Origin of the sequence: Paraburkholderia sp. MM5482-R2 (assembly GCF_050436125.1) — a bacterium.
Classification (GTDB): domain Bacteria; phylum Pseudomonadota; class Gammaproteobacteria; order Burkholderiales; family Burkholderiaceae; genus Paraburkholderia; species Paraburkholderia tuberum.
This window is the reverse complement of sequence record NZ_JBNDLP010000002.1, coordinates 3,133,262-3,157,924: the sequence shown is the minus strand read 5'-3', so window position 1 is coordinate 3,157,924 and position 24,663 is coordinate 3,133,262. Positions and strand designations below refer to the sequence as shown.

Genomic DNA, 24,663 nt, shown 5'->3' with positions numbered 1-24,663 from the left:
TAGAGGAAACGTAACATCGCTACTGATAAGTCTGCGCACCGCATCAACGGTGAAATTACAGCACCCGAGGTGCGACTGGTCGGCGTCGAGAACGAACCGCTCGGCATCGTGAAACTCGCTGATGCGTTCCGCATGTCGGAACAGCAGGACGTAGATCTGGTCGAAATCGCTCCGCAAGCGGTTCCGCCGGTTTGCCGCTTGATGGACTACGGCAAGTTCAAGTACCAGGAAGCGAAGAAGCAACACGAGGCCAAGCTCAAGCAGAAGGTCATCCAGGTCAAGGAAGTCAAATTCCGCCCAGGTACCGACGACGGTGATTACAACGTCAAGCTGCGCAACCTCGTCCGCTTCCTCGAAGACGGCGACAAGACGAAAATCACGTTGCGTTTCCGGGGCCGCGAAATGGCTCACCAGGAAATCGGCATGCGCATGCTCGAACGCCTGCGCACCGACCTCGACGAAGTCGGTCAGGTCGAGCAGATGCCGAAAATGGAAGGGCGCCAGATGATCATGGTGCTCGCTCCGAAGAAAAAGAAGTAAGCGCGAAGCAGTTGGCCGGAGCGACGGCGTGCCATGTGGCGCGCGCTCCGGCGGCGCAAGGTTGTTTGATGCTGTGCTGGGTGTCCGGCTTGGTGTCGGAAGGTTTCGGAACGTCGCGCATGCAAGTGCGCAGTGGTTCCCGAAAAGCGGCCGCTGGCGGTATCGGCGGTCTGCATACCAAGTGGAATGGGTTTCGAAGGGCGGGAAATGGCCATCTGGCCGACCGCACACCCATGTCCATCTAATAATGGAGTTGTCATGCCGAAGATGAAGACCAAGAAGAGCGCTGCAAAGCGCTTCGTGGTGCGTCCGGGCGGTACCGTCAAGCGCGGTCAGGCCTTCAAGCGTCACATTCTTACCAAGAAGACCACCAAGAACAAACGCCATCTGCGCGGCTCCACGGCAGTTCATGATTCCGATCTGAACTCCGTTCGCGCAATGCTGCCGTTCGCTTAACCCTTAACCGACACTCATAGGAGCGAAACATGCCTCGAGTAAAACGTGGGGTTACCGCACGGGCCCGTCACAAGAAGATCATCAAGCTGGCCAAGGGTTACCGCGGCCGTCGCAATAACGTCTATCGCATCGCCAAGCAGGCGGTCATGCGCGCAGGCCAATACGCCTACCGCGACCGCCGCAACAAGAAGCGTGTGTTCCGCGCACTGTGGATCACGCGTATCAACGCGGCGGTGCGTCAGCACGACATGACGTACAGCGTGTTCATCAACGGCCTGAAGAAGGCGTCGATCGAACTGGACCGTAAGGTGCTGGCCGACATGGCTGTGTTCGACAAGGCTGCTTTTGCTGCGATCGTTCAGCAGGTGAAAGCCGCCGTTGCAGCCTGATTGCGCTTCTGGCAATTAAAACTGCGTGGTTCGTTGCAGCGAACATCCGGTAGTCTCGGTGACGCTGCAACAAAAACGGGGCTTCCTCACCGAGCCCCGTTTTTGTTGGTAGAACCAGTTTTGTTTCGATAGAACACTGACGTTGAAATGATGGGATCAATGGATCTGGACCAGATTGTCGCCGACGCGCAAAAAGCCTTCGCAGAAGCCCCCGACGTCACCACCCTCGAGAACGAGAAAGCGCGCTTTCTCGGTAAGGCGGGTGCGCTGACTGAGCTGTTGAAGGGCCTTGGCAAGCTCGATCCCGAAACGCGCAAGACCGAAGGCGCACGGATCAACCTCGTCAAGCAACAGGTCGAGGCCGCGCTGACGGCACGTCGTCAGGCGCTCGCCGACGCACTTCTGAACCAGCGTCTCGCTGCTGAAGCGATCGACGTCACGCTGCCGGGCCGCGGCGCCAATGCAGGTAGCCTGCACCCGGTGATGCGCACCTGGGAGCGCGTCGAACAGATTTTCCGTACGATCGGATTCGACGTGGCCGACGGCCCCGAGATCGAGACCGACTGGTACAACTTCACCTCGCTGAACAGCCCGGAAAACCATCCGGCGCGTTCGATGCAGGACACCTTCTACGTCGACGGCAAGGATGCCGACGGCCGCCCGCTGTTGCTGCGCACGCATACGAGCCCGATGCAGGTGCGCTACGCGCGCACCAACACGCCGCCGATCAAGGTGATCGTGCCGGGCCGCACGTATCGCGTGGATAGCGACGCGACGCATTCGCCGATGTTCAACCAGGTCGAAGGCCTGTGGATTGACGAGAACATCAGCTTCGCGGACCTGAAGGGCGTCTATACCGACTTCCTGAAGAAATTCTTCGAGCGCGACGACATTCTCGTGCGCTTTCGTCCGTCGTATTTCCCGTTCACCGAACCGTCGGCCGAGATCGACATGCAGTTCGAAACGGGCAAGAACGCGGGCAAGTGGCTCGAAATTTCAGGCTCCGGCCAGGTGCATCCGACTGTGATCCGCAACATGGGTCTCGACCCGGAGCGCTACATCGGCTTCGCTTTCGGCAGTGGCCTCGAGCGTCTCACGATGCTGCGTTACGGCGTGCAGGACCTGCGCCTGTTTTTCGAAAACGACCTGCGTTTCCTGCGTCAATTCGCGTGACCCGGCGCGCGCGAGCGCGACGAAGCATAAATCGCGGCAGCGCACCTGGTGCGCGCCGCGAGCGTCCCCGGCAGAGCTCGCTGAACCGGCGCAAGACCACCGGGCTTTACGAAGCATCTGCCGGACGTGGACCTAACCTGATCACAACGTACACAGAACCATGCAATTTCCGGAATCCTGGCTCAGAACTTTTGTCGATCCGCAACTGACCACCGACGAGCTGTCGCACGCGTTGACGATGGCGGGTCTCGAAGTCGAAGACCTGCGGACGGCCGCGCCGCCGACCTCGAAGATCGTCGTCGGCCAGGTGCTGGAAGTCGTCAAGCACCCGGATGCGGACAAGCTCAACGTGTGTCAGGTCGACGCTGGCACCGGCGCGACGCTCAACATCGTGTGCGGCGCGCCGAATGTTGCGCCCGGCATCAAGGTGCCGGTCGCGCTGGTCGGCGCGCAACTGCCGCCGGCCGAAGAGGGCGGCGCACCGTTCGCGATCAAGCTGTCGAAGCTGCGCGGCGTGGAAAGCCAGGGCATGCTGTGCTCGGCGCGCGAGCTGAAGCTCTCCGAAGATCACAGCGGTCTGATGATCCTGCCGGAAGACACGCCGATCGGCCAGGACATCCGCGACACGCTCAATCTCGACGACACCGTTTTTGAAATCAAGCTGACGCCGAACAAGGCCGACTGTCTGTCGGTATTCGGCGTCGCGCGAGAAACGTCGGCGATTACCGGAGCGCCGCTGCGTCCGCTCGAAATCAAGCCGGCTCCGGTCGCGCTCAACGAAACGCTGCCCGTGAAAATCTCCGCGCCCGATCTGTGCGGCCGTTTCTCGGGCCGCGTGATCCGCGGCGTCAATGCGCGCGCGAAGTCGCCGCAATGGATGGTCGAGCGTCTCGAGCGCTCCGGCCAGCGCAGCATTTCCGCGCTCGTCGACATCTCGAACTATGTGATGCTCGAGCTGGGGCGTCCGTCGCACGTGTTCGATCTCGACAAGATCCACGGCGGCATGGACGTACGCTGGGGCCGCAAGGGCGAAACGCTGAAGCTGCTGAACGGGAACACGGTCGAGCTCGACGAAACGGTCGGCGTGATCGCCGACGAGCAGCATATCGAAAGCCTCGCGGGCATCATGGGCGGCGACAGCACCGCGGTCACGCTCGACACCACCCACATCTATCTCGAGGCCGCGTTCTGGTGGCCCGACAGCATTCGTGGTCGCTCGCGCAAGTACAACTTTTCGACCGATGCAGGCCATCGCTTCGAGCGCGGCGTCGACTACGCGACGACCGTCGATCATATCGAGCGCATCACGCAGCTGATCCTCGACATCTGCGGCGGCGAAGCGGGTCCGGTCGACGATCAGATCGTCAACGTCCCGAAGCGCGCGCCCGTGAAGATGCGCGTTTCGCGCGCGAACCGCATCATCGGCGTCGCGATCGGTGTCGATGAAATCGCGCAGATCTTCACGCGCCTCGGCCTCTCGTTCGAGCGTGACGGCGATACGTTCTCGGTGATGCCGCCGTCGTACCGCTTCGATATCGAAATCGAAGAGGACCTGATCGAAGAGGTCGCGCGTATCCACGGCTTCGAAAAGATTCCGGCGCGCCCGCCGGTCGCGACCAGCGAAATGCGCGCGACCAACGAGACGCAACGCTCCATCCACGCGATCCGTCATGCGCTCGCAGCGCGCGACTACGCGGAAACGGTGAACTTCAGCTTCGTCGACGCGGAGTGGGAGCAGGACTTCGCAGGCAACAGCAACCCCGTGCGTCTGATCAACCCGATCGCGAGCCAGCTGTCGGTGATGCGCACGACGTTGTTCGGCAGCCTGATTCATGTGTTGCGCACGAATCTGAACCGTCGCGCGGCGGACCGCGTGCGCGTGTTTGAAGCAGGTCGCGTATTCCTGCACGATCCGTCGATCAAGGCCGGCGAGCTGACCGTCGAAGGTTTCGCGCAGCCGAAGATGATCGGCGCGCTCGCCTATGGGCCCGCGCTCGACGAGCAGTGGGGCGCACCGACGCGTGCCGTCGACTTCTTCGACGTGAAGGGCGACCTCGAAGCGCTGGTCGCACCGGCGCTCGCGCGGTTCGTACAGGCCGAGCATCCTGCGCTGCATCCGGGACGCAGCGCGCGGATCGAATTGAATGGTCGCGCGGTGGGCTGGATTGGCGAATTGCATCCGCGCTGGATGCAAAAATATGATTTGTCGCATGCGCCGATTCTGTTTGAAATCGAAGCGGAAGCATTAATGCAACGGGTATTGCCGATTCCGTCGGAAGTTTCAAAATTCCCGCCGGTACGACGTGATATCGCGGTGGTCGTCGATCAGAAAATCGAGGTTCAGGCGCTGCTCGACGAGCTTCAGAAGGCCCAGTCCGAACCGGCCTGCAAGGCTGTCCAGAAGGTTGCACTTTTCGACGAATTTCGTCCAAAATCAAACACTTCCGGTGGTCTGGCCGCGCACGAGAAAAGCCTTGCGTTCCGGGTGACCTTGCAAGATACTGGCGGAACCCTTCAGGATGAAACGGTCGATCTGGCTATTCAAACTCTGGTGGAACGTCTAGCTCGAGTATATGGCGCACGGTTGCGCGGATAACCCGCATTTAACAATTGCACGGCTGTTTCCGCATCCATTGTTTTACGCTTGGCGCGCCATTTGATAGATATGAATGAAATGAACTCGAGTGATTTCGAAGCCCTTCTTACGGCGCAACGCAGCGCCATGATTCGAGATATTCCGACATCATCCGCCGTCGTTTCCAATGAAACGCCGACACTCACCAAGGCGGAACTTGCCGAGTTGCTGTTCGACAATGTCGGGCTCAACAAGCGGGAAGCGAAGGACATGGTCGAGGCGTTCTTCGAGGTGATCCGCGATGCGCTCGAGAGCGGCGACAGCGTGAAGCTGTCGGGCTTCGGCAACTTCCAGTTGCGCGACAAGCCGCAGCGTCCCGGCAGAAATCCGAAGACGGGCGAGGCGATTCCGATTGCGGCACGTCGCGTGGTGACGTTTCATGCAAGTCAAAAACTGAAGGCGCTCGTCGAAAACGGCGCCGAAGCGAGCTTCTCGCGCGCTGATTGACTGGCGCGCTTTCGGGCAACCCATCACGGCTAACTGACGATGACAGCGACGATCGAAAAAGTCGTCTTGCCTCCGATTCCGGCGAAGCGGTACTTCACGATTGGTGAGGTCAGCGAACTTTGTGGGGTAAAGCCTCACGTGCTGCGTTACTGGGAGCAGGAGTTCACCCAGTTGAGGCCGGTCAAGCGGCGCGGCAATCGTCGGTATTATCAGCATCACGAGGTGCTGCTGATCCGGCGGATTCGAGAGTTGCTGTACGAGCAGGGTTTTACGATCAACGGGGCGCGCAACCGGCTCGATTCGCATGGCGGCGGTGGGCCGGATGCGGTGGTCGAAGAGGGTGAGGCTACCGCCGGAGTCGCGGGTCAGGTGCAGGCATCGGCGGCAACGGTTGCGGTCGATGTCGAGAAGTTACGCAAGGAACTGCAGAACGTAATCGATCTGCTGGGCCACTAGTTCATGGACTTGTTCGCTTTGTTCGTGTCGAGCGGTTCTAATCGAATGAAGTGTCTGTTATAATTTTCTTCTGTTCGGGGCGTAGCGCAGCCTGGTAGCGTACCTGCATGGGGTGCAGGTGGTCGGAGGTTCAAATCCTCTCGCCCCGACCAAAAAGATCAAAAGGACTTACGGTGAAAGCCGTAAGTCCTTTTTTCTTGCCCGTCGCGCGGGGCAGCGTTTCCCGCTGTCAACGCTTCGCCCACGCTCATCTGCATCCCGAAGCCTCGATTGCTTTGCTTATGCGCTCGGTTTCGGCTGTCTTGCACATCGCGACCGCCGTGGGCAGCATCGACCCGCCGCCCCATTCTCGAGAAGCCGATTTTTTGCAGTTGGCGTCACGGCGCGTTTTCCACGCGGTGAGCCTCTTCTCGATCGCCGCTTGGCAACTCGCCGACACCGCGGCCTTGCCCTTGACGACCTGCTCCAGCTTCTGCTCCGCGACGATCTGATCGCGCCACGCGCACAGATTCATGCTCATCTGATTCGCGTCGCAATGCGACAGGGCCGCGTCGACCTCACTGGCGGGCAGTCCACTGCGGGTTGCGATAACGTCGGCTGGATTGGATGCGGTTGCCCTTGTTGCGAGTTGAGCGTCGACATCTGCCAAGGTCACCGGTCGCCGCATTTCGTCATTGGTGCATCGGCCAAAGTACGCAGGCGTGCCTATCCCGAAGGTGCAATTGTTCGCTACGTCGTTGTCGTAGCGAAGGACAGCGCCCTCGTGCATCCGCAATGCAGTCCATCCGGCATCGGTCAACTTTTTTGATTCGTTTGGCAGGCTCAGTTCCTCAAGAATTGGCGAGTGCAATCTGGCAGACTTGTCACCGGCACGCGTTCGCATTCGCAAGCGCACACGAATCACCGCCCTTGAGCCCCCAACGCCACAAACCGCTCCAGATGATGATCCTCATCCCCAAGCTGATGATCGATCATCACGAGCCGCTTCGCGTAATGCGCGAGCGGCAGTTCCCACGTCATACCGATCCCGCCGTGCAACTGGATGCATTCCTCCGCGACTCGCGTGCCGATCCGGCCGATGCTGTACTTCGCCGCCGACACCGCGCGCTCGCGCGCGTTTCGTTCACCGTCGAGCGCCGCCGCCGCGTTGATCACCGCCGAGCGCGCCTGCTCGATTTCGAGCAGCAAATCGGCCATGCGATGCTGCAACGCCTGGAAGCTGCCGATCGGCACGCCGAACTGCTTGCGCGTGCGCAGATAGTCGAGCGTGTAGTCTTTCGCGACGTCCATTGCGCCGACCGCTTCCGCGCACAGCGCGAGCACGCCGCAACTCAGCGCATATTCGAGCGTCGCAAAGCCGTGATCCACTGAGCCGAGCACGGTGTCGTCGCGGAGCGTGACGTCGTCGAACGTCACTTCGGCCGCGCGTCCTCCGTCGATCTTGCGGTAGCCGCGCACGCTCACACCCGTCGCGTCCCTCGGCACCAGAAACAGCGTGATGCCGGCTTCGGCATCGTCCTCGCCGCTCGTGCGTGCCGAGACGAGGAACACCTGAGCATGCTCGCCATGCTGAACGACGGCCTTTGCGCCGTGCAACGTCCACACGCCGCTGTTGCCATTTACGCTGCGGCGCGCGCGCGTCGTCGCGACCCGGGCAAGCTCGTAATGACTGTCCGGTTCGCCATGCGCGAGCGCAACGATCCGCGAGCCGTCGATCAACGAACCCAGCGCCGCATTCTGCAGGTCGCTGCCGCTGCGTGCGATCGCCCGGCCGACGACCAGCGTATCGAAAAACGGTTCGACGACGAGCCCGCGGCCGATGCTCTCGAACACCACGGAAATATCGAACCCGCCGCCGCCAAAACCGCCGCTCGCTTCGTCGAACAGTGCGCCGATCACGCCAAGCTCCGCGAAGCGTGCCCACAATTCGGTGCTGAAGCCTTGCGTCGAGCGTGCGATTTCATCGCGCGTCGCGAAGCCGTACTGCTCGCTGATAAACCGATTCAGCGTATCCGCCAGCATGCGGCGCTCTTCGGTGTGCTGGAAATTCATGACGTGCGCCTCTTACAGTCCGAGGATCATTTTGGAAATGATGTTCTTCTGGATTTCGTTCGAGCCGCCGAAGATCGACAGCTTGCGATTATTGAAGTACTGCGACGCGGCACTCGCGGCTTCGTCGGGGCCGACCGGCACGCCGTCGAAGCCTTCGTGCAGCGCTTCCTCGACGAATGGCTGCGCATAAGCGCCCATCGCACGCCGCGTCAGCGACGAGATCTCCTGACGGATCTCGGTGCCGCGAATCTTCAGCATCGAACTCTCGGCACCGGGCACGCCGCCCGCCACGGCCGCGATCACCCGAAGATTGGTCGTCGTCATGTTCTCGAGATCGATCTCGACGCGCGCCATGCGTGCCGCGAACGCCGGATCCTCGGCGAGCGGCCGGCCGTTGCGCAGCTGTGTCGCGGCGATCTTGCGCAGACGGTTGAAGGCGGCGACGGAAAAGCCGACGCCGGCGATATTGGTGCGCTCGTACGTAAGCAGATATTTCGCGTAGGTCCAGCCCTTGTTTTCTTCGCCGACGAGATTTCCGACCGGCACGCGCACGTCGGTGAAGAACACTTCATTGACCTCGTGCTCGCCGTCGAGCGTGATGATCGGCCGGACTTCGACGCCCGGCGTGTTCATGTCGATCAGCAGAAAGCTGATGCCTTCCTGTTTGCGCACGTCGGTCGCGGTGCGCACGAGGCAGAAGATCATGTTCGCGTAATGACCGAGTGTGGTCCACGTCTTCTGGCCATTGACGAGGTAGTGCTCGCTCTGCGCGTCCTTGCCGCGCACTGCCGTCGTCTTGACCGAAGCGAGATCGGAGCCCGCGCCCGGCTCCGAATAGCCCTGGCACCACCAGTCGGAACCGTCGAGAATGCGCGGCAGCCAGTGACGCTTCTGCGCCTCGCTGCCGTACTTGATCAGCACCGGCCCGAGCATGTTGACGCCGAACGGCACGACGCGTGGCGCGCCGGCGAGTGCGCATTCGTTTTCGAAGATGAATTTCTGCACTGCGCTCCAACCCGGGCCGCCGTACTCTTTCGGCCAGTGATTCGCGAGCCAGCCTTGCGCGTTCAGAATCGCGTGCCACTCGGCCATGTCGCCGCGCGTCAGACGCCGCCCGCCGTGCACCTTGCCGGCGAGACGTCGCGGGAGCTTGTCGCGCAGAAACGCCAGCACGCTGGCGCGAAACGCTTCTTCCTCGGAGGTGAAGTTCAGATCCATCGCAGTCGTTCCGTCAGTGTTCGTGGTGGTTCAGGCCGTCGTGTTCAGGCTCGCGAAATCCGCGCCGCGCTCGACCAGATCGACGAGCAGCGGCGACGGCCGCCAGAACAGCGGGTCTTCCTTCGCGAACTCGCGGATGTCGGCGAGAATCGTCGGCAGGCCGACGCTATCCGCGTATTTCATCGGACCGCCGCGGTAGCGCGGAAAGCCGTAGCCGTGCAGCAGGGTCACGTCGACGTCGAGCGGGCGCAGCGCGATACCTTCGTGGACGACGTTCGCGCCTTCGTTGATCATCGCGGCCAGATAGCGGCGCATGATCTGCTCGTCGGTGAAGCTGCGCGGCGTGATGCCCGCGCGCGCACGCTCGGCGTCGATGATCGCCTCGACTTCGGGATCGGGCATGCCGCCGCGCGATCCTTCGGGGTACAGATAGAATCCGCGGCCGGTCTTCTGGCCGAACCAGCCGCGCTCGCACAGGCGGTCGGCGATCTGCACGTAGCGCGCGTTCGGGTCGCGCGTGGCCGCGCGGCGTTTGCGCGCCGCCCAGCCGATGTCGCCGCCCGCGAGATCGACCACCTGAAACGGGCCCATCGGCAAGCCGAACGCCCGCACCGCCGCGTCGATCTGATACGGCGATGCACCGTCTTCCATCAGCGCGTCCGCTGCGGCGCGGTACACGGCAAGCAGGCGATTGCCGATGAAGCCGTCGCACACGCCGGCGCGCACCGGCGTCTTGCGCAGCTTCTTCGCGAACTCGAACGCGGTCGCGACGACGTCGGCGCTGACCTGCTTCGGCACCACGACTTCGAGCAGCTTCATGATGTTGGCGGGCGAGAAGAAGTGCAGTCCGATTACGTCGGCGGGGCGCGAGATGCTGGCTGCGATCGCGTCGATGTCCAGATACGACGTGTTGGTCGCGAGCACCGCACCGGACTTGCAGACGCGATCGAGCTCGGCGAATACGGCCTTTTTGACGTCGAGATCTTCGAACACGGCTTCGATCACGAGGTCGGCGTGAGCAAGCGCATCGTACGACGTGCTGCCGCTCCAGCGCGCCATGGTCGCGGCTTTCTTCTCAGCGGTGAGGCGGCCCCTGGCGATCAGCCCGTCGTAGACCTTGTCGATGTGCGCGCGGCCACGCGCGAGCGCCGCTTCGTCGCGTTCGATCAGCGTGACGGGCAGCCCCGCGTCGAGCACTGCGACCGCGATGCCGGCGCCCATCGTGCCGCCGCCGATCACGCCGATCGCCTCCAGCGCGCGCGGTTTCGCGTCGCGCGTTTCGGGCGCCTTCAGCACTTCGCGCTCGGCGAAGAATGCGTGAACCAGGCCGGCGCGCTGCGGGCTGTCGAGGCATTGCAGGAACAGCTTGCGTTCGAGCTTCAAGCCCTCCTCGAAGGGCTGTTCGATCGCGGCTTCGACGGCATCGACGATTTTCAGCGGCGAGAACAGGCCGCGCGCTTTCTTCGCGGTTTCGTCACGCGCTTTCGCGACGGCGGCGCGGCTCGCGGCGCGATCGATCAATGCGGCGGCGTCGCGCGTGCGGCGTACCGGCGCGTGCGCGGCGAGCAGCTCGTGCGCGTAGGCGAGCCCTTCGGCGAGGATGTCGCCGCTGTCGCCGAGACGGTCGACGAGGCCGAGCGCGAGCGCCTCCTTCGCGCTCGCGTGACGGCCGCTCAGCATCAGGTCGAGCGCCGCCGGCGCGCCGATCAGACGCGGCGTGCGTTGCGTGCCGCCCGCGCCAGGCAGCAGACCCAGCTGCACTTCGGGCAGGCCGAGCTTCGCGCCGTCGACGGCGATCCGGTAATGCGCGGCGAGCGCCACTTCGAGCCCGCCGCCGAGCGCCGGGCCATGCAGCGCGGCAATCACGGGTTTCGTGCATGCCTCGATGCGGTTGCACACGTCCGGCAGCGAAGGCGGCACCGGCGGCTTGCCGAACTCGCGAATATCGGCACCGGCGATGAAATTGCGCCCCGCGCCGACGATCAGCACGGCTTCGACCGCGCGGTCGGCGTCGGCGGCTTCGATCGCGGCCAGCAGGCCGCGCCGCACGTCGGCGGATAGCGCGTTGACCGGCGCGTGGTCGATCGTGACGAGCAGGACCTTGCCGTGCAATTCGCGCGTGACGACGTCGGCTGAGGAGGAAAGGGTCATCGTAGGTGTCTCCGTTTGAGGATGGCGAGGCGCGCCGGATCGTCCCATTCTGGAGTGGTCAACGTTCATTGACAATGACACCGTTGATTGACAGACTGTCAAAATTATTTTGACAAAGACTGGGCGATGGACGTCAACTCGCTGACCCTGCTCGTCGACATCCTCGACGCCGGCAATCTGAGCGAAGCGGCACGCCGGCTCAAGATGAGCCGCGCGAACGTCAGCTATCACCTGAATCAGCTCGAGCGTTCGATCGGCCTGCAATTGGTGCGACGCACCACGCGTCGCGTCGAGCCGACCGAGATCGGTCTGCGGCTCTACGAGCACGGCCGCACGATCCGCAACGCGCTGCTGGCCGCGCGCGAGTCGGTGACGACACTGGGCCAGAGCCTGCAGGGGCGCGTGCGGCTCAGCGTGCCGAGCGGCTATGGCCAGCTCGTGATGTCCGACTGGCTGATCGCGTTCAAGCGGCTGTATCCGGGAATCGTGCTCGATGTGATGTTCGAGAACCGCGTCGAGGATCTGATGCGCGACGAGATCGACATCGCGGTGCGCGTGATGTCGGAGCCGCCGCAAAACCTCGTCGCGCGGGACATGGGGCCAGTCCGGTACGTGGCCTGCGCATCCCCCGAATTCGCGCGGACACACGGCCTGCCCGCGACGCTCGACGACCTGCGCACCGCGCCGCTGATTACCGCGGCCGTGATCGGCAAGCAGTTGCGGCTCGCCGCGTATCTGCGCGACGAGCGTCATGAAGTCCTGCTCGAACCGACGATTATTTCGGAAAACTTTCTATTTTTGCGCCAGGCGGTGCTGGCCGGTCTCGGTGTCGGACTCGTGCCCGACTACGTGGTGCAGGACGATCTGAAGCTCGGCGCCGTGCTGACCGCGCTCGATGCCTGGCGGCTCAGCATCTTCGGCACGCACATGTACATGCTGTACATGCCGAATCGGCATCACACGCGCGCGGCGGCGACGTTCATCGACTTCGTGCTGGAGCAGGCGCAGGGCTCGGGCAGGGGCGGCGCGAACTGAAGCTGCGAACTCAGGCGCCGAGTCTGCGCGCGATGGCCGTCGTGACCATCGGCACGCCGACGCGCAGCAGCTTGCGCACGCCTTCGTCGCTACCGACTTTGCCCACCGCGTTGTCGATCATCGCCTGCATCACGCTCGCCGGATAAAACTCGCGAAACAGCGTGTTGGCGCCGGTTTGCTCGAACACGTGGTGCAGGAGCGACCCAACGGGGGGGCCGATGCGCTTGAACAGGCCCATCTTGACCACCCGGTTGTTCCACAGATGCAGCGTGTACGCATTGGAACAGAGCGCCGCGCACTCGTCGAAATAGCGCGGCAGGAACACCTTGTAGTAATCGTTGAAATGCACCGGATAGAACAGACTTTCGGGAAGACCCGCCTTCACGCCGTAGACGGCGGTCAACAGACGCCGGCCCGTGTCGCCCCACTTCAGTGCCGTGCCCTTCATTGCTTCGACACGTTCGATTAATTCGTGCAAGCGCGGCTGATCCGGGTCGAGCCGCAGCATCGCCGTGCAGATGCTCGATGAGGTCTCTCGCCCGATCAGGTCGCCCTTGGCGTTGAGATCGAAATCGCGTAGCAGCAGCATGTCGGTATCGACCCAGATCTCATCGGTCTTCGTGAACATCACGAAGCGGAAATAGTCGGTGAAATGCTGCATCGACGGCACGCCGTGAATCGGGAAGTCGTTCAGCGAGTCGCGCGGCAGTATCGTGGTCGCGTCCTTCGCGATCACGCCGGGCGGCAGAGTGTCGATCGGCTCGTAGCTATAGAGTGCGACCTCGCTGCCGTACAGCGTGAACGAATTCAGACAGGCGATCTCGTAGGGAGAAAGTTCCGGGCCATGCCAGAACGATGCAAACCTTGCCTTGCGCATATGTCATCCAGGGTAGCGATCATGCGGCGCAACATGCGCGCCGAACCTGTGTAACGATCCTAGACGGGCACGGCACAGGTCAGATGTAAAGGGCCTGAATCGCACAGGAGTTGTCGCAAAACGCTGAGTTCAGCGCAACGAGTGGGCGATTATGAGCGGGACTATGTCGTATCTGGCGAATTCAGTTGCGCACGGCAATGCATCAACCGGGTGCGCAAGGTCGTGGGCTAAACTGCGGAACACCGGCCATGCGCGCAGAGGCAGCAAGCGACGGACCATGCATCACGCCATGCAGCGACAACGACGATATCCAGGAGACCCGATGAACCTCGACGGCGAGACTTACGATTCGCTCACGGCCAGATTCGCGTGGCGTATTCCACCGCGCTACAACATCGGCGTCGACACATGCGACAAGTGGGCCGATGGCTCGGGGCGTCTCGCGCTGATCTACGAAGACGCCGACGGCCGCGCGACCCGCTATACGTTCGACGAACTGAAAGCCCTGTCCGACCGCTTCGCCAATGCGCTGCTCGCGGCGGGCGCGCGGCGCGGCGAGCGCATCGGCATCTTTCTGTCGCAATCGATCGAAACGGCCATCGCGCATCTCGCGGCCTACAAGGCCGGCATGGTCGCGGTGCCGCTGTTCGCGCTGTTCGGCGTGGACGCGATCGAGCATCGGCTCGGCGACAGCGGCGCGCTCGCGCTGATCACCGATCACGCCGGCGTGCAAAAGATCGCCGAAATTCGCGGCGCGCTGCCCGGGTTGCGACACGTGTTCAGTGTCGATATCGAGCAGGATGACGAAGCATCGGACGCGCCCGTGCGGTCGTTCTGGCAGGCGTTGAATGGCGCTTGCGCCGAGTTCACGCCGGCCGACACCGCCGCGGACGATCCGGCGATCATCATCTATACGTCGGGCACGACCGGAAAACCGAAGGGCGCGTTGCACGGGCATCGCGTATTGCTCGGGCATCTGCCCGGCGTGGAGATGTCGCAGCAGGGCTTTCCCGCGCGCGCGACGCTGATGTGGACGCCCGCGGACTGGGCGTGGATCGGCGGGCTGTTCGACGTGCTGCTGCCATCGTGGCATCACGGCGTCGCGGTGCTGGCGCGCCGTTTTGCGAAATTCGACGGTCACGCCGCGTTCGATCTGCTCGCGCGTCACGCGGTCTCCCATGCGTTTCTACCGCCGACCGCGCTGAAGATGATGCGCGGCGTCGAGCGGCCCGCTCATCTGCGTCTCGCGTTGCAATCGGTCGCGAGCGGCGGCGAATCGCTGGGCGAGGAACTGATCGGCTGGGGGCGCGACGCACTCGGCGTGACGATCAACGAGTTCTACGGGCAGACCGAGTGCAACGTCGTGGTGTCGTCGTGCGCGGCGCTGTTCGAGCCGCGCTTCGGCGCGATCGGGCGCGCGGTGCCGGGGCACCATGTCGCGATCGTCGATGCCGCCGGCAACGAGTTGCCGCCCGGCGCGATCGGCGATATCGCGGTGGCCGCGCCAGATCCGGTGATGTTTCTCGGCTACTGGCGGAATGTTGCGGCCACCAACGACAAATTCCGCGGCAGGTTTCTGCTGACCGGCGATCTCGGCACGTGCGACGCGGACGGCTTCATTCGCTTCGTCGGTCGTGGCGACGACGTGATCACGAGCGCCGGTTACCGGATTGGGCCGGCGTCGATCGAGGATTCGCTGCTGCGTCACCCGGCCGTCGCGATGGCGGCCGTGGTCGGCGCCCCCGATCGCGAGCGCACCGAAATCGTGATGGCGTTCGTCGTGCTGAAAGCGGGTTTCGTCGGCGACGATGCACTCGTGCGCGAGATCCAGCAGCACGTGAAGACGCGTCTGGCCGCGCACGAATATCCGCGCGAGATTCGCTTCGTCGAAAGCCTGCCGATGACGGCCACCGGCAAGGTGATCCGCAAGACGCTGCGCGAGGCGGTGACACACGGTCCGGACGCGATCTCACCGGCGAAAAACTGAGTCTGCTACGATGACCAACCCACGATGGGAATCACAGCGGAGAGATTGGATGCGCCCCGAGAGTGCAATGCGTTTCGACCAGGAGTTCGCGCCGCGCATTGCCGAGGCGATCGCCGCGTGTATCGCCAAGACCGTGCACACCGACGTGTTGCCGCATGGCGAACAGGGTCAGCCCACCCGCGTGCGGATTCACGCCACGCCGCTCGATGAGCTCGGCCATTACCCGCATCCGTTGAATCTGTATCTGACCTGGGACAGCGACGAAATAGAAAGGCTGATGGGCGAGCAGGGCGCGACGCGTTTCGCCAGATATCTGGCCGCGCTGCCGCGCAAGCTCAATGCGTGGACCCAGGCGCGCGAACTCGATTTCTCCACGCACACACAGGGTGAGCCGGTTACGTTGATCGGCGGGCTCGATTTCGAATCGTAGACGCGCGCGCGCGATTGCGGGCTTGCGTTCGAGAGCTGGATGAAAAACGGCCGCTGTGCTCGAAGAGCCAGCGGCCGTTGCTTTTGCAGCGTTGGGTTACAGCGACGCTCAGCCGCCCAGCGCCGGATCGCTCATGCTGTTGTTTGCCGTCTCGACATGACCGGCGATGCGGCGCGCGAACGTCGGATCCGTATCGACGGTGATCGCGAGATCGTACCAGCCGTATGCGTTGCGCAGATCGAGGTACAGATTGTCGGTGTCGCCGCCGCGTACCGAACGCTTGATCACATGGCTCGCGTCGTACGCGTTGACGATCGTGAACTGGCAACGCGCGCTGCCGACGTTCTCGAGCCGCAGTTGCAGATTGCCGTTCGCGACATCGTAGCCTTCGGCGACGGCCGGCCGTGCGGTGTCCGAACCTTTCCACCAGTTCCGTGCGACCACCTTGCCCGCGAAGCGGCGCAGGAAGCCGTTCGGCCCGTGCACGCTGAAGTCGTAGCTGCCGTCGGCGTTGAGCAGCAGCGCGTCCTGCAGATGCTTGCCCGCTTCGACGGTATAGCTGCGCGGCGCGTCGGCGCTATTGGCCGCGTACACGAGGAACACCGCGCCCGCGCGGCCCGTGTTGACGAAGCGCATCGTCAGCTTGCCGTTCGAGCCTTCGTCGACGCGCACGAACAGTTCGTACGGCAACGCGCGCGCCGGGCGCACGCCCGCTTCCTGCTTCGGCACCGTCTGCACCGTCGGCGGTTGCGGCACGTAGTCCGGGTGACGGTTCTGGTCGGCCGGCACGTAGCCGCTCGTGCCCGGCAGCGATGGCACCGACGCGTTCGGATTCGCGAAGTTGAACGCGGAGGTCAGATCGCCGCACACCGCGCGACGCCACGGCGTGATGTTCGATTCGCCGAGATCGTGCTGCTGGCCGAAGCGCTTTTCGATGAAGCGGATCACCGACGTATGGTCGAATACTTCCGAGCACACGTAGCCGCCTTTGGACCACGGCGAGACCACCAGCATCGGCACGCGCGGTCCGAGCCCGTACGGCCCGGCGACGTTCTTCGCGTCGCCCGCATAGATTTCGTGCGTGATGTCGACGCTCGACAAACCGTTCGCGCTCGACGCGGCCGCGAACGGTGCGGCGATGTGATCGAAGAAGCCGTCGTTTTCGTCGTAGTTGATCAGCAGCACGGTCTTGCTCCACACGTCCGGGTTCGACGTGAGGATCTGCAGCACCTGATCGATGTACCACGCGCCGTAGTTGGTCGGCCAGTTCGGATGCTCGCTGTACGCTTCGGGCGCGACGATCCACGACACCTGCGGCAGCGTGCCGTTCTGCACGTCGCGCTTCAGAATGTCGAAGTAGCCGTCGCCGTTGACCGCGTTGGTGCCGGTCCGCGCGTTGTCGTACAGCGGGTTGCCCGGCTGCGCGTTGCGGTACTGATTGAAATACAGCAGCGAGTTGTCACCGTAGTTGCCGATGTACGCGTTCTGCGTCCAGCCCCACGAGCCGTTCGCGTCGAGCCCGGTGCCGATGTCCTGATAGATCTTCCACGAGATGCCCGCGTTCTGCAGCACTTCGGGGTAGGTCGACCAGCCGTAGCCGAGTTCCGAATTGTCGATTACCGGACCGCCGCCGCTGCTGTCGTTGCCGACCCAGCCACTCCACATGTAGTAGCGGTTCGGATCGGTCGGGCCCATCAGCGAGCAGTGGTAGGCGTCGCAGATCGTGAATGCGTCGGCGAGCTGATAGTGGAACGGGATGTCGTCGCGCGTCAGGTAGGCCATCGTGGTCGCGCCTTTCGACGGTACCCACTGATCGTTGCGGCCGCCGTTCCATGCGGCGTGCGTGGAGCTCCAGTCGTGCGCGAGATCCTGCAGGAATTGCAGGCCGAGGTTCGGCGCGCTCGGACGGAACGGCAGCACGTAGCTGGCACCGCTGGCATCGGCGGTTTGCGGCTGATACCACACCGGCTGGCCGTTCGCGAGGTTGATCGCGCGCGTGTCGCCGAAGCCGCGCACGCCTTTGAGCGTGCCGAAGTAGTGGTCGAACGAACGGTTCTCCTGCATCAGCACGACGATGTGCTCGACGTCGCGGAGCGTGCCGGTCCGGTTGTTGGCCGGAATCGCGAGCGCATTGCGGATGCCCGGCGGCAGCATGCTCAACGCGGTGAAGGAACCGGCGGCTTGCGCGGCCGAGCGCAGAAAATCACGACGATTGTTTGAGGTCATGGTTGGGGCGGTGGTGGCTTTGATCTTCGGTGGAGGAAAAAGGCACGGGGACGACAAATTGCGGTACTGAAACGGCGATGCTGCGTCGGACGCGCGAAGGCGGGCTAGCCGCCGCGCGCGGTGCGATTCTCAATCGACGGTATGGATGACGGGGCTGACCAGCGGCGGCGAGGTGGCGGACAGCGCCGTGCCGGCTTCGGATGCGGGTGCCGCCGGTGTCTGGATCGTCAGCGTCGGCGGCGCGGAGTCGGCCGGCGGCGGGGCGATCGATGGGTCGCCGGGGTTAGCGGCGGAATGGTCGGTTGAACTGATCGTATTCGTGCCGGCGGGCGGGGCGTCGTCGCTGCACGCTCCCGCTAGCGCGCACAGCGCGATCACCGCGATGGCGCTCGTCAAACGTTTGCGATGGGGCGCATGAACCGGCTTCGACACGAAGGGCATGGCACTGTCTCCGGGCGGGGAAGGGATGCCTCGCAATCGATGTGCCGAGGTCAGCGATGCAGCAGCATAATCGCCGATCCGTGTAATTTTTATGAAGTATCGGTAACAGACGGGCGCCGCTTATCGTTGTGCGCGCACGAACGCCGCGATGGCGTCGTTGAGCGCGGCGGGCGCGTCGCGATGCGGCGAGTGTCCGCATGCGTCGAGCTTCACGAGTTGGGCGTGCGGCACGCGCGCGGCGATCGTGTCGATCTGCGCCATCGTGCCGTAGTTGTCGTCGTGGCCCTGGATCGCGAGTAGCGGTCGACGGATCGGCGCGAGCGCCTCGACGATCGACCACCGCCTGAACGCAGGGTCGAGCCAGACATCGTTCCAGCCGTAGAACGCGGAATCGACGTCCGCGTGATAGCGGGCGAGCTTCGCGCGAAGATCGGTGATTTCGTAAAGCTGCTTCGTTTGGGCGATGCTTTGCACCGAGATGTCTTCGACGAATACGTGCGGCGCGATCACGACCGCGCCCGCGAGCGCATCGGGGTACAGCGCCGCATACAGCAGCGCGATCGAGCCGCCGTCGCTATGACCGATCACCCACATGCGTTGGCGTTGCCGCAGGTCGACATCGAGCGCGTCGAGCAGGGTGGGGAAGATGTCGCGCGCCTGGGCGGTCATGAAATCGACCGGCCATTTGTCGTCAGGCGCACGCGCTGTCGAGAGTCCGTAGCCTGGCCGCGAATAGACGAGCCCGCGCATGCCGAGTCGCGCGCACAACGTCTGCGGCCAGTCGCGCCACATTGCGATCGAGCCGAGACCTTCGTGCAGGAATACCGCCATCGGCGAATCGTCCTGCTGAGCATTCGCCTGCTCGTTGACCCAGCGGTACTCGATGCGCAGCGGTCCATGCGACGCGCTCGCCGGCAGTTCGGCAAGGCGGCTGGCGGCACTCGCGGAGGAAGTGGCAGGGGCGGTACCTCGGTTCTGCATCAATGAATCACCTATGACTGTTCGCGTAGCTTGAAGCGTTGAATCTTGCCGGTGGCGGTCTTCGGCAGATCGTCGGTGAACACGATATCGCGCGGGTACTTGTGCGGCGCGAGCCGTTCCTTGACGAAGGTCTTCAGTTCCTCAGCGAGCAGGTCGGACGGCATGAAGTCGCGCTTGAGCACGACGAACGCGCGCGTTTTCACGAGCCCGCCATGATCGACGCCGACCACCGCCGCTTCGAGCACCGCCGGATGCGCGACGAGCACCATCTCGACCTCGACCGGCGACACATATTGGCCGCTCACTTTCAGCATGTCGTCGCTGCGGCCCGCGTAGACATAGCAGCCGTTCGTGAGACGTCGATATTTGTCGCCGCTTCTGATCCATTCGCCGAGAAACGTCGCGCGCGTTTTCTCGCGATTGCTCCAGTACATCAGCGCCGCGCTCGGCCCCTTGATGAACAGATCGCCGACTTCGCCATCGGGCACCGGCCGCCCGGCTTCGTCGCGCAACTCGACTTCGTAGCCCGGCACGGGGCGCCCGGTCGTGCCGTATTCGACTTCGCCCGCGCGATTCGACAGGAAGATGTGCAGCATTTCCGTCGAGCCGATGCCATCGAGAATCTCGGCGCCGAAGTGCGCGGTGAAGCGTTCGCCGACGTCGCGTGGCAACGCCTCGCCGGCCGACGCACACACGCGGATCGCGACGTCGGCGCGCGCGGGCAGGTTGGGCGACACCAGCATGTTCGCGTACAAGGTCGGCACGCCGTAGAACACGCTCGGGCGATGCCGGACGAGGCGCGCGAAAATCGCCTCGGCGGTCGGGCGCTCGGCCATCAGGATCGCGGTCGCGCCGACCGACAGCGGAAACGTCAGCGCGTTGCCGAGCCCATATGCAAAGAACAGTTTCGCCGCCGAAAACACCACGTCGCTCTCGACGATGCCGAGCACCGGCTTCGCATACAGCTCGGCGGTCCAGTACAGATTCGCGTGCGTATGGACGGTGCCTTTCGGCTTGCCGGTCGAGCCCGACGAATAGAGCCAGAACGCGATGTCGTCCGCGTTGCTTGCACAGCCTTTGACGGCGGGTAGCGCGGTGTCGACCAGCGTTTCGAAGCGGGGCGCCGCAAGCGGCACTTCGGTGGAGGCGTGAGGCTGCGAGACGATCGGTTGGCAGCCGTCGTCGTCGATGCTGCTCAGCGCCTCCGTCACGTTAGGTAGCAACGGTTCCGATACGATCACCGCTCGCGCGTGGCTGTGCGTCAGCATGTACGTATAGTCGGCGGCGCTCAGCAAGGTGTTCGCGACGACCGGCACGATGCCGGCGTAAAGCGCGCCGAGAAATGCGACCGGCAGCGATACGGTGTCGAGCATCACGAGCAGCACGCGTTCCTCGGGATGTACGCCGAGCGCACGCAGTGCGCTGGCGCAGCGCCGCGCGCGCTGTTCGAGTTCGCCGTAGGTCATCGCGCCGTAGTCGTCGATATAGGCGACTTTGCTCGCGCGCGCTTCGTTCAACTGGAACAGATGCCTCGCGAAGTTGAACAGCGGGGGCGGCGGCGCAACCGGCTCGCGTGCGCTCGTTTCCAGCAGGGCTTCCATATGTCTCCTCCATCCGTGGACACGGTCCGGCTCTTGTGTGATCGTGACCTGCTCGCGGCTCACGCGCGCGTGAATTCGATCGCCCCTTGCGGCAGCAGATACAGCACCAGCGCCCGGCCGTTCGCGACGCTCGGACGATGCGCCGAGCCGGGGCTGTACACGCACCAGCCGGCCGGATGGCCGTCGAACGTCGCGCCGTCGGTGAGGGGCATGATCAGATCGATCTCGCCGTGCGGATGGACGTGGTGCGGACCGGCAATGTCCTGCATGTCGACGACGTCGACGGAAAAGCCGTGCGTGTCGGGCAGCGCCTTGAAGATGCGGCCGTAGCGGATGCCGCCGGCCTCGCGGTTGCACAGCCAGCCTTCGACGACGCCGCTGCGGCATGCGTTCGCGAGTTCGTGAAAGGTGGGGCTGCCGGGGGGCCAGGTGTCGGTCAGCCAGTCGGCGAGCGCGGCGTCCAGCGGCCGCCCGGCGAGTTGCCCAGTGACGCCTGCGATCAGGCGCTGGAATTCCTGTGGGGACATGCGAGCCTCCAGAAGCGCGCTCACGCAGGCCGGCCGCCGGGTCGCCGGCCGCCGGATCGCCGGCCGCCGGAACTTGGGTGCATGCGTATTGCGGCGCCGTCTCCGTGACGCGGCCGGAATGCCAAGGCGGCGCGCGACTGTGTTTGTGATTGGATCAGCTTTTGGCGAAAATTAAACCGTTCACCTGGTGCGTGTCAAGCACTATAGTACATGTATCGTAGTCACGAGGTCGCAAAACATGAATCAAAAGTACCCTCCCGCACCATTGGACGAAACCGGCGACGACGCGGCCCGCGCCGAACGCACCGAGCGCGCGGGTGAACGCACGGCCGAACGCGGCGGCGAGCGCGAAGAACGCGATCCGTTCCTGACCGCGATGGGCGAGCGTGTGCGTCTGCTGCGCGCGCGCCGCGGCATGACGCGCAAGACGCTGGCGGCCGAAACCGGTTTGTCGGAGCGGCATCTGGCGAACCTCGAATCGGGCGTCGGCAACGCGTCGGTGCTGGTGCTGCGGCAGCTCGCGGCCACGCTGAACTGCCCGCTCGCCGAGGTGATCGGCGACGAAACCACCGCGTCCGCCGAATGGCTGCTGATCCGCGAGCTGCTACAGGGGCGCGACCAGGCGGCACTGCAGCGCGCGCGCATCGCGCTCGCCGAGATGTTCGCGCAGGCGCCGCGCGACCCGCACCGCAAGGACCGCATCGCGCTGATCGGCCTGCGCGGCGCGGGTAAGTCGACGCTCGGGCGCATGCTCGCGCAGGAGCGCAAGGTGCCGTTCATCGAGCTCACGCGCGTGATCGAACAGCTCGCGGGCTGTCCGCCGTCGGAGATTCATTCGCTGTACGGCGCGAGCGCGTATCGACGCTACGAGCAACGCGCGCTCGAGGCGGTGATCCACGAGCATCCGCACGCGGTGATCGCGTCGCCGGGCGGGCTCGTGTCGGAATCGGGCACGTTCAACGTGCTGCTGTCGCACTGCTTCACCGTGTGGTTGCAGGCGACGCCCGAGGAGCATATGCGCCGCGTCGTCGCGCAAGGCGATCTGCGGCCGATGTCCGGCAACCGCGAGGCGATGGACGACCTGAAGCGCATCCTCGCCGGGCGCGCCGAGCTGTACGGACGCGCGGACATGTCGTTCGACACCAGCGAAAAGACGCTCGCCGATGCGTACCTGCAGTTGCGCGACCGTCTCGCCGCGCGGCTCGCGGCGGAAGCCCCCGACGAGGCGCGCGTGAACTGACCGATCGCGGGCACCAGGGTTTCCCCGTAAAAATGCACTAAAGTGCTTTACGCTGGTATGACGATGCACTATTGTTCAAAAAACAGATTGCATCGTCCAGTCAGGAGACGCCCCATGTCCACAGCACCCACCGCCGTTGCCCAGGCCGCGCCGGTCGACTATCGCACCGAGCCGTCGCAGTACAAGCATTGGAAGCTCAGCTTCAACGGTCCGGTCGCGACGCTCGGCCTCGACGTCGCCGAGGACGGCGGCATTCGCGACGGCTACAAGCTGAAGCTCAATTCGTATGATCTCGGCGTCGACATCGAGCTGCACGACGCGATTCAGCGCATTCGCTTCGAGCATCCGGAAGTCCGCACGGTGGTGGTGACGAGCCTGAAGGACCGGGTGTTCTGCTCGGGCGCGAATATCTTCATGCTGGGGCTGTCATCGCACGCGTGGAAGGTCAACTTCTGCAAATTCACGAACGAAACGCGCAACGGGCTCGAAGATTCGTCGCGCCATTCGGGACTGAAGTTTCTCGCCGCGGTGAACGGCGCGTGCGCGGGCGGCGGTTATGAACTCGCGCTGGCCTGCGATGAAATCTATCTGATCGACGATCGTTCCTCTTCGGTGTCGCTGCCGGAAGTGCCGCTGCTCGGCGTGCTGCCCGGCACCGGCGGACTCACGCGCGTGACCGACAAGCGCAAGGTGCGCCACGATCGCGCGGATATCTTCTGCACGGTGGTCGAGGGCGTGCGCGGCGAACGCGCGAAGGCCTGGCGTCTCGTCGACGAAGTCGTGAAGCCGAACCAGTTCGAGCAGGCCATTCAGGCGCGCGCGCTCGAACTCGGCGCGCACAGCGATCGTCCGGCCGGAGCGCCGGGCGTCGCGCTCACGCGCATCGAACGCACGGATCGCGAAGCTGGCCTCAGCTATCAGACGGTCGAGGTCACGATCGATCGCGCGAAACGTGTGGCGACCTTCACCGCGCGCGCGCCACAGACCGCGCAACCGACCGGCATCGCCGCGATCGTCGCGGCGGGCGCCAACTGGTGGCCGCTGCAATTCGCGCGCGAACTCGACGACGCGATCCTCTCGATGCGCACCAACGCGCTCGACATCGGCACCTGGGTGTTCAAGACCGAAGGCGACGCGCGCCACCTGCTCGCGGTCGATGCGACGCTGCTGCAGCACCGGGATCACTGGTTCGTGCGCGAAACGATCGGCATGCTGCGCCGCACGCTCGCGCGCCTCGACGTGTCGTCGCGCTCCATCTTCACGCTGATCGAGCCGGGTTCATGCTTCGCCGGCACGTTCGCGGAACTCGCGTTCGCCGCCGATCGCACCTACATGGCCGCGCTGCCCGACAACGAGGACGAGGAGCCGGCGATCACGCTGTCGGAAGTCAACTTCGGCCTGTATCCGATGGTGACGCATCAGTCGCGGCTCGCGCGGCGCTTCTACGAGGAAGCCGAGCCGCTCGACGCGGCGCGCGCGCTGATCGGCCAGCCGGTCAAGGCGCTCGACGCGGAGCGCCTCGGTCTCGTCACCGCGTCGCCGGACGACATCGATTGGGCCGACGAAATCCGCATTGCGCTCGAAGAACGCGCGGCGATGTCGCCCGATGCCTTGACCGGCCTCGAAGCGAATCTGCGCTTCAATGGGCCGGAGACGATGGAGACGCGCATTTTCGGCCGTCTCACCGCCTGGCAGAACTGGATCTTCAACCGGCCGAACGCAGTGGGCGAGAAGGGTGCGCTCAAGGTGTACGGCAAGGGCAGCAAGGCGCAATTCGATGTGTCGCGCGTGTGAAATGCGC

General features: G+C 64.1%; 22 protein-coding genes and 1 tRNA gene. 14 read left to right on the top strand and 9 right to left on the bottom strand.

What is annotated here, in order from left to right; genetic code table 11:
- The first annotated feature begins 15 nt into the window (after positions 1-15).
- The 8 genes from infC (at position 16) to OKW37_RS17290 (ending at position 6,248) form a co-directional block, all read left to right on the top strand.
- Positions 16-540 (top strand): translation initiation factor IF-3, encoded by a 525-nt coding sequence (infC, locus tag OKW37_RS17325; protein ID WP_075643713.1) that lies wholly within the window; start codon positions 16-18, stop codon positions 538-540.
- A 258-nt stretch (positions 541-798) separates the two neighbouring features.
- Positions 799-996: a 50S ribosomal protein L35 gene (rpmI, locus tag OKW37_RS17320; RefSeq protein ID WP_006052501.1), complete on the top strand. Its 198-nt coding sequence runs from the start codon at positions 799-801 to the stop codon at positions 994-996.
- A gap of 29 nt (positions 997-1,025) precedes the next feature.
- Positions 1,026-1,385, top strand: a complete 360-nt coding sequence (rplT, locus tag OKW37_RS17315) for a 50S ribosomal protein L20 (RefSeq protein WP_006052502.1) — start codon at positions 1,026-1,028, stop codon at positions 1,383-1,385.
- 159 nt (positions 1,386-1,544) lie between these two features.
- Entirely contained in the window at positions 1,545-2,558 is a 1,014-nt protein-coding gene (gene pheS / locus OKW37_RS17310) for a phenylalanine--tRNA ligase subunit alpha (protein WP_008918800.1), read from the top strand.
- Between the two features lie 160 nt (positions 2,559-2,718).
- Positions 2,719-5,154 carry a phenylalanine--tRNA ligase subunit beta gene (gene pheT / locus OKW37_RS17305; RefSeq protein WP_429405055.1) on the top strand — a complete coding sequence of 812 codons (2,436 nt, stop codon included), beginning with the start codon at positions 2,719-2,721 and terminating at the stop codon, positions 5,152-5,154.
- A 69-nt stretch (positions 5,155-5,223) separates the two neighbouring features.
- The gene (locus tag OKW37_RS17300) at positions 5,224-5,640 is read left to right on the top strand and encodes an integration host factor subunit alpha (RefSeq protein WP_090800976.1); all 417 of its coding nucleotides are present in this window, start codon (positions 5,224-5,226) and stop codon (positions 5,638-5,640) included.
- Positions 5,641-5,679: 39 nt separating this feature from the next.
- Positions 5,680-6,096: a MerR family transcriptional regulator gene (locus OKW37_RS17295; protein ID WP_184021872.1), complete on the top strand. Its 417-nt coding sequence runs from the start codon at positions 5,680-5,682 to the stop codon at positions 6,094-6,096.
- Between the two features lie 75 nt (positions 6,097-6,171).
- Positions 6,172-6,248 (top strand) — tRNA-Pro (locus tag OKW37_RS17290).
- A gap of 95 nt (positions 6,249-6,343) precedes the next feature.
- Here OKW37_RS17290 and OKW37_RS17285 read toward each other — a convergent pair.
- The 4 genes from OKW37_RS17285 to OKW37_RS17270 are packed head-to-tail and all read right to left on the bottom strand — an operon-like array spanning position 6,344 to position 11,517.
- Positions 6,344-6,979 carry a lysozyme inhibitor LprI family protein gene (locus tag OKW37_RS17285; protein ID WP_429405058.1) on the bottom strand — a complete coding sequence of 212 codons (636 nt, stop codon included), beginning with the start codon at positions 6,977-6,979 and terminating at the stop codon, positions 6,344-6,346.
- Between the two features lie 17 nt (positions 6,980-6,996).
- The gene (locus tag OKW37_RS17280; RefSeq protein WP_429405060.1) at positions 6,997-8,148 is read right to left on the bottom strand and encodes an acyl-CoA dehydrogenase family protein; all 1,152 of its coding nucleotides are present in this window, start codon (positions 8,146-8,148) and stop codon (positions 6,997-6,999) included.
- Between the two features lie 12 nt (positions 8,149-8,160).
- Positions 8,161-9,366, bottom strand: coding sequence for an acyl-CoA dehydrogenase family protein (locus tag OKW37_RS17275; RefSeq protein WP_429405062.1), 1,206 nt, complete (start codon positions 9,364-9,366; stop codon positions 8,161-8,163).
- 30 nt (positions 9,367-9,396) lie between these two features.
- Positions 9,397-11,517, bottom strand: coding sequence for a 3-hydroxyacyl-CoA dehydrogenase NAD-binding domain-containing protein (locus tag OKW37_RS17270; RefSeq protein ID WP_429405064.1), 2,121 nt, complete (start codon positions 11,515-11,517; stop codon positions 9,397-9,399).
- A gap of 126 nt (positions 11,518-11,643) precedes the next feature.
- On the opposite strand from OKW37_RS17270, the gene OKW37_RS17265 reads away from it, so the two are divergent.
- The gene (locus OKW37_RS17265; RefSeq protein WP_429405065.1) at positions 11,644-12,552 is read left to right on the top strand and encodes a LysR family transcriptional regulator; all 909 of its coding nucleotides are present in this window, start codon (positions 11,644-11,646) and stop codon (positions 12,550-12,552) included.
- A 10-nt stretch (positions 12,553-12,562) separates the two neighbouring features.
- On the opposite strand, the gene OKW37_RS17260 is transcribed toward OKW37_RS17265, so the two are convergent.
- Positions 12,563-13,429: a hypothetical protein gene (locus OKW37_RS17260; RefSeq protein ID WP_429334949.1), complete on the bottom strand. Its 867-nt coding sequence runs from the start codon at positions 13,427-13,429 to the stop codon at positions 12,563-12,565.
- A 322-nt stretch (positions 13,430-13,751) separates the two neighbouring features.
- Between OKW37_RS17260 and OKW37_RS17255 the strand changes: the two genes are divergently transcribed.
- Positions 13,752-15,416, top strand: a complete 1,665-nt coding sequence (locus OKW37_RS17255; RefSeq protein ID WP_429405068.1) for an acyl-CoA synthetase — start codon at positions 13,752-13,754, stop codon at positions 15,414-15,416.
- A gap of 49 nt (positions 15,417-15,465) precedes the next feature.
- Entirely contained in the window at positions 15,466-15,846 is a 381-nt protein-coding gene (locus OKW37_RS17250) for a DUF5594 family protein (protein ID WP_090800962.1), read from the top strand.
- Positions 15,847-15,954: 108 nt separating this feature from the next.
- Here OKW37_RS17250 and OKW37_RS17245 read toward each other — a convergent pair whose 3' ends face one another.
- On the bottom strand, positions 15,955-18,072 hold the full coding sequence (locus OKW37_RS17245; protein ID WP_429405070.1) for a phosphocholine-specific phospholipase C: 2,118 nt from the start codon (positions 18,070-18,072) through the stop codon (positions 15,955-15,957).
- 145 nt (positions 18,073-18,217) lie between these two features.
- On the opposite strand from OKW37_RS17245, the gene OKW37_RS17240 reads away from it, so the two are divergent.
- Complete coding sequence (locus OKW37_RS17240) at positions 18,218-18,490, top strand: hypothetical protein (RefSeq protein ID WP_429405072.1); 273 nt, start codon at positions 18,218-18,220, stop codon at positions 18,488-18,490.
- Positions 18,491-18,633: 143 nt separating this feature from the next.
- On the opposite strand, the gene OKW37_RS17235 is transcribed toward OKW37_RS17240, so the two are convergent.
- Genes OKW37_RS17235 through OKW37_RS17225 form a run of 3 tightly spaced genes read right to left on the bottom strand, consistent with a single transcriptional unit; the run spans position 18,634 to position 21,622 of the window.
- The gene (locus OKW37_RS17235) at positions 18,634-19,494 is read right to left on the bottom strand and encodes an alpha/beta fold hydrolase (protein ID WP_429405074.1); all 861 of its coding nucleotides are present in this window, start codon (positions 19,492-19,494) and stop codon (positions 18,634-18,636) included.
- A gap of 11 nt (positions 19,495-19,505) precedes the next feature.
- The gene (locus OKW37_RS17230) at positions 19,506-21,095 is read right to left on the bottom strand and encodes a benzoate-CoA ligase family protein (RefSeq protein ID WP_429405076.1); all 1,590 of its coding nucleotides are present in this window, start codon (positions 21,093-21,095) and stop codon (positions 19,506-19,508) included.
- 59 nt (positions 21,096-21,154) lie between these two features.
- Positions 21,155-21,622 (bottom strand): DUF4863 family protein, encoded by a 468-nt coding sequence (locus OKW37_RS17225; protein ID WP_429405078.1) that lies wholly within the window; start codon positions 21,620-21,622, stop codon positions 21,155-21,157.
- A gap of 238 nt (positions 21,623-21,860) precedes the next feature.
- Between OKW37_RS17225 and OKW37_RS17220 the strand changes: the two genes are divergently transcribed.
- Positions 21,861-22,862, top strand: a complete 1,002-nt coding sequence (locus OKW37_RS17220) for a helix-turn-helix transcriptional regulator (RefSeq protein WP_429405080.1) — start codon at positions 21,861-21,863, stop codon at positions 22,860-22,862.
- A 114-nt stretch (positions 22,863-22,976) separates the two neighbouring features.
- A complete protein-coding gene (gene boxC / locus OKW37_RS17215; RefSeq protein ID WP_429405082.1) occupies positions 22,977-24,656 on the top strand; it encodes a 2,3-epoxybenzoyl-CoA dihydrolase in 1,680 nt (559 codons plus the stop codon).
- The last annotated feature ends 7 nt before the right edge of the window (positions 24,657-24,663 follow it).

What these genes read in the sequence shown, in the direction of transcription:
- OKW37_RS17255 (WP_429405068.1), top strand. Translation starts at nt 13,752, where the DNA reads ATGAACCTCGACGGCGAGACTTACGATTCGCTCACGGCCAGATTCGCG.
- OKW37_RS17275 (WP_429405062.1), bottom strand. Translation starts at nt 9,366, where the DNA reads ATGGATCTGAACTTCACCTCCGAGGAAGAAGCGTTTCGCGCCAGCGTG.
- rpmI (WP_006052501.1), top strand. Translation starts at nt 799, where the DNA reads ATGCCGAAGATGAAGACCAAGAAGAGCGCTGCAAAGCGCTTCGTGGTG.
- OKW37_RS17230 (WP_429405076.1), bottom strand. Translation starts at nt 21,095, where the DNA reads ATGGAAGCCCTGCTGGAAACGAGCGCACGCGAGCCGGTTGCGCCGCCG.
- OKW37_RS17250 (WP_090800962.1), top strand. Translation starts at nt 15,466, where the DNA reads ATGCGCCCCGAGAGTGCAATGCGTTTCGACCAGGAGTTCGCGCCGCGC.
- OKW37_RS17300 (WP_090800976.1), top strand. Translation starts at nt 5,224, where the DNA reads ATGAATGAAATGAACTCGAGTGATTTCGAAGCCCTTCTTACGGCGCAA.
- OKW37_RS17280 (WP_429405060.1), bottom strand. Translation starts at nt 8,148, where the DNA reads ATGAATTTCCAGCACACCGAAGAGCGCCGCATGCTGGCGGATACGCTG.
- OKW37_RS17260 (WP_429334949.1), bottom strand. Translation starts at nt 13,429, where the DNA reads ATGCGCAAGGCAAGGTTTGCATCGTTCTGGCATGGCCCGGAACTTTCT.
- rplT (WP_006052502.1), top strand. Translation starts at nt 1,026, where the DNA reads ATGCCTCGAGTAAAACGTGGGGTTACCGCACGGGCCCGTCACAAGAAG.
- OKW37_RS17235 (WP_429405074.1), bottom strand. Translation starts at nt 19,494, where the DNA reads ATGCAGAACCGAGGTACCGCCCCTGCCACTTCCTCCGCGAGTGCCGCC.
- OKW37_RS17225 (WP_429405078.1), bottom strand. Translation starts at nt 21,622, where the DNA reads ATGTCCCCACAGGAATTCCAGCGCCTGATCGCAGGCGTCACTGGGCAA.
- OKW37_RS17285 (WP_429405058.1), bottom strand. Translation starts at nt 6,979, where the DNA reads ATGCGAACGCGTGCCGGTGACAAGTCTGCCAGATTGCACTCGCCAATT.
- pheS (WP_008918800.1), top strand. Translation starts at nt 1,545, where the DNA reads ATGGATCTGGACCAGATTGTCGCCGACGCGCAAAAAGCCTTCGCAGAA.
- OKW37_RS17245 (WP_429405070.1), bottom strand. Translation starts at nt 18,072, where the DNA reads ATGACCTCAAACAATCGTCGTGATTTTCTGCGCTCGGCCGCGCAAGCC.
- OKW37_RS17265 (WP_429405065.1), top strand. Translation starts at nt 11,644, where the DNA reads ATGGACGTCAACTCGCTGACCCTGCTCGTCGACATCCTCGACGCCGGC.
- OKW37_RS17220 (WP_429405080.1), top strand. Translation starts at nt 21,861, where the DNA reads ATGAATCAAAAGTACCCTCCCGCACCATTGGACGAAACCGGCGACGAC.
- pheT (WP_429405055.1), top strand. Translation starts at nt 2,719, where the DNA reads ATGCAATTTCCGGAATCCTGGCTCAGAACTTTTGTCGATCCGCAACTG.
- OKW37_RS17270 (WP_429405064.1), bottom strand. Translation starts at nt 11,517, where the DNA reads ATGACCCTTTCCTCCTCAGCCGACGTCGTCACGCGCGAATTGCACGGC.
- OKW37_RS17295 (WP_184021872.1), top strand. Translation starts at nt 5,680, where the DNA reads ATGACAGCGACGATCGAAAAAGTCGTCTTGCCTCCGATTCCGGCGAAG.
- boxC (WP_429405082.1), top strand. Translation starts at nt 22,977, where the DNA reads ATGTCCACAGCACCCACCGCCGTTGCCCAGGCCGCGCCGGTCGACTAT.
- OKW37_RS17240 (WP_429405072.1), top strand. Translation starts at nt 18,218, where the DNA reads ATGACGGGGCTGACCAGCGGCGGCGAGGTGGCGGACAGCGCCGTGCCG.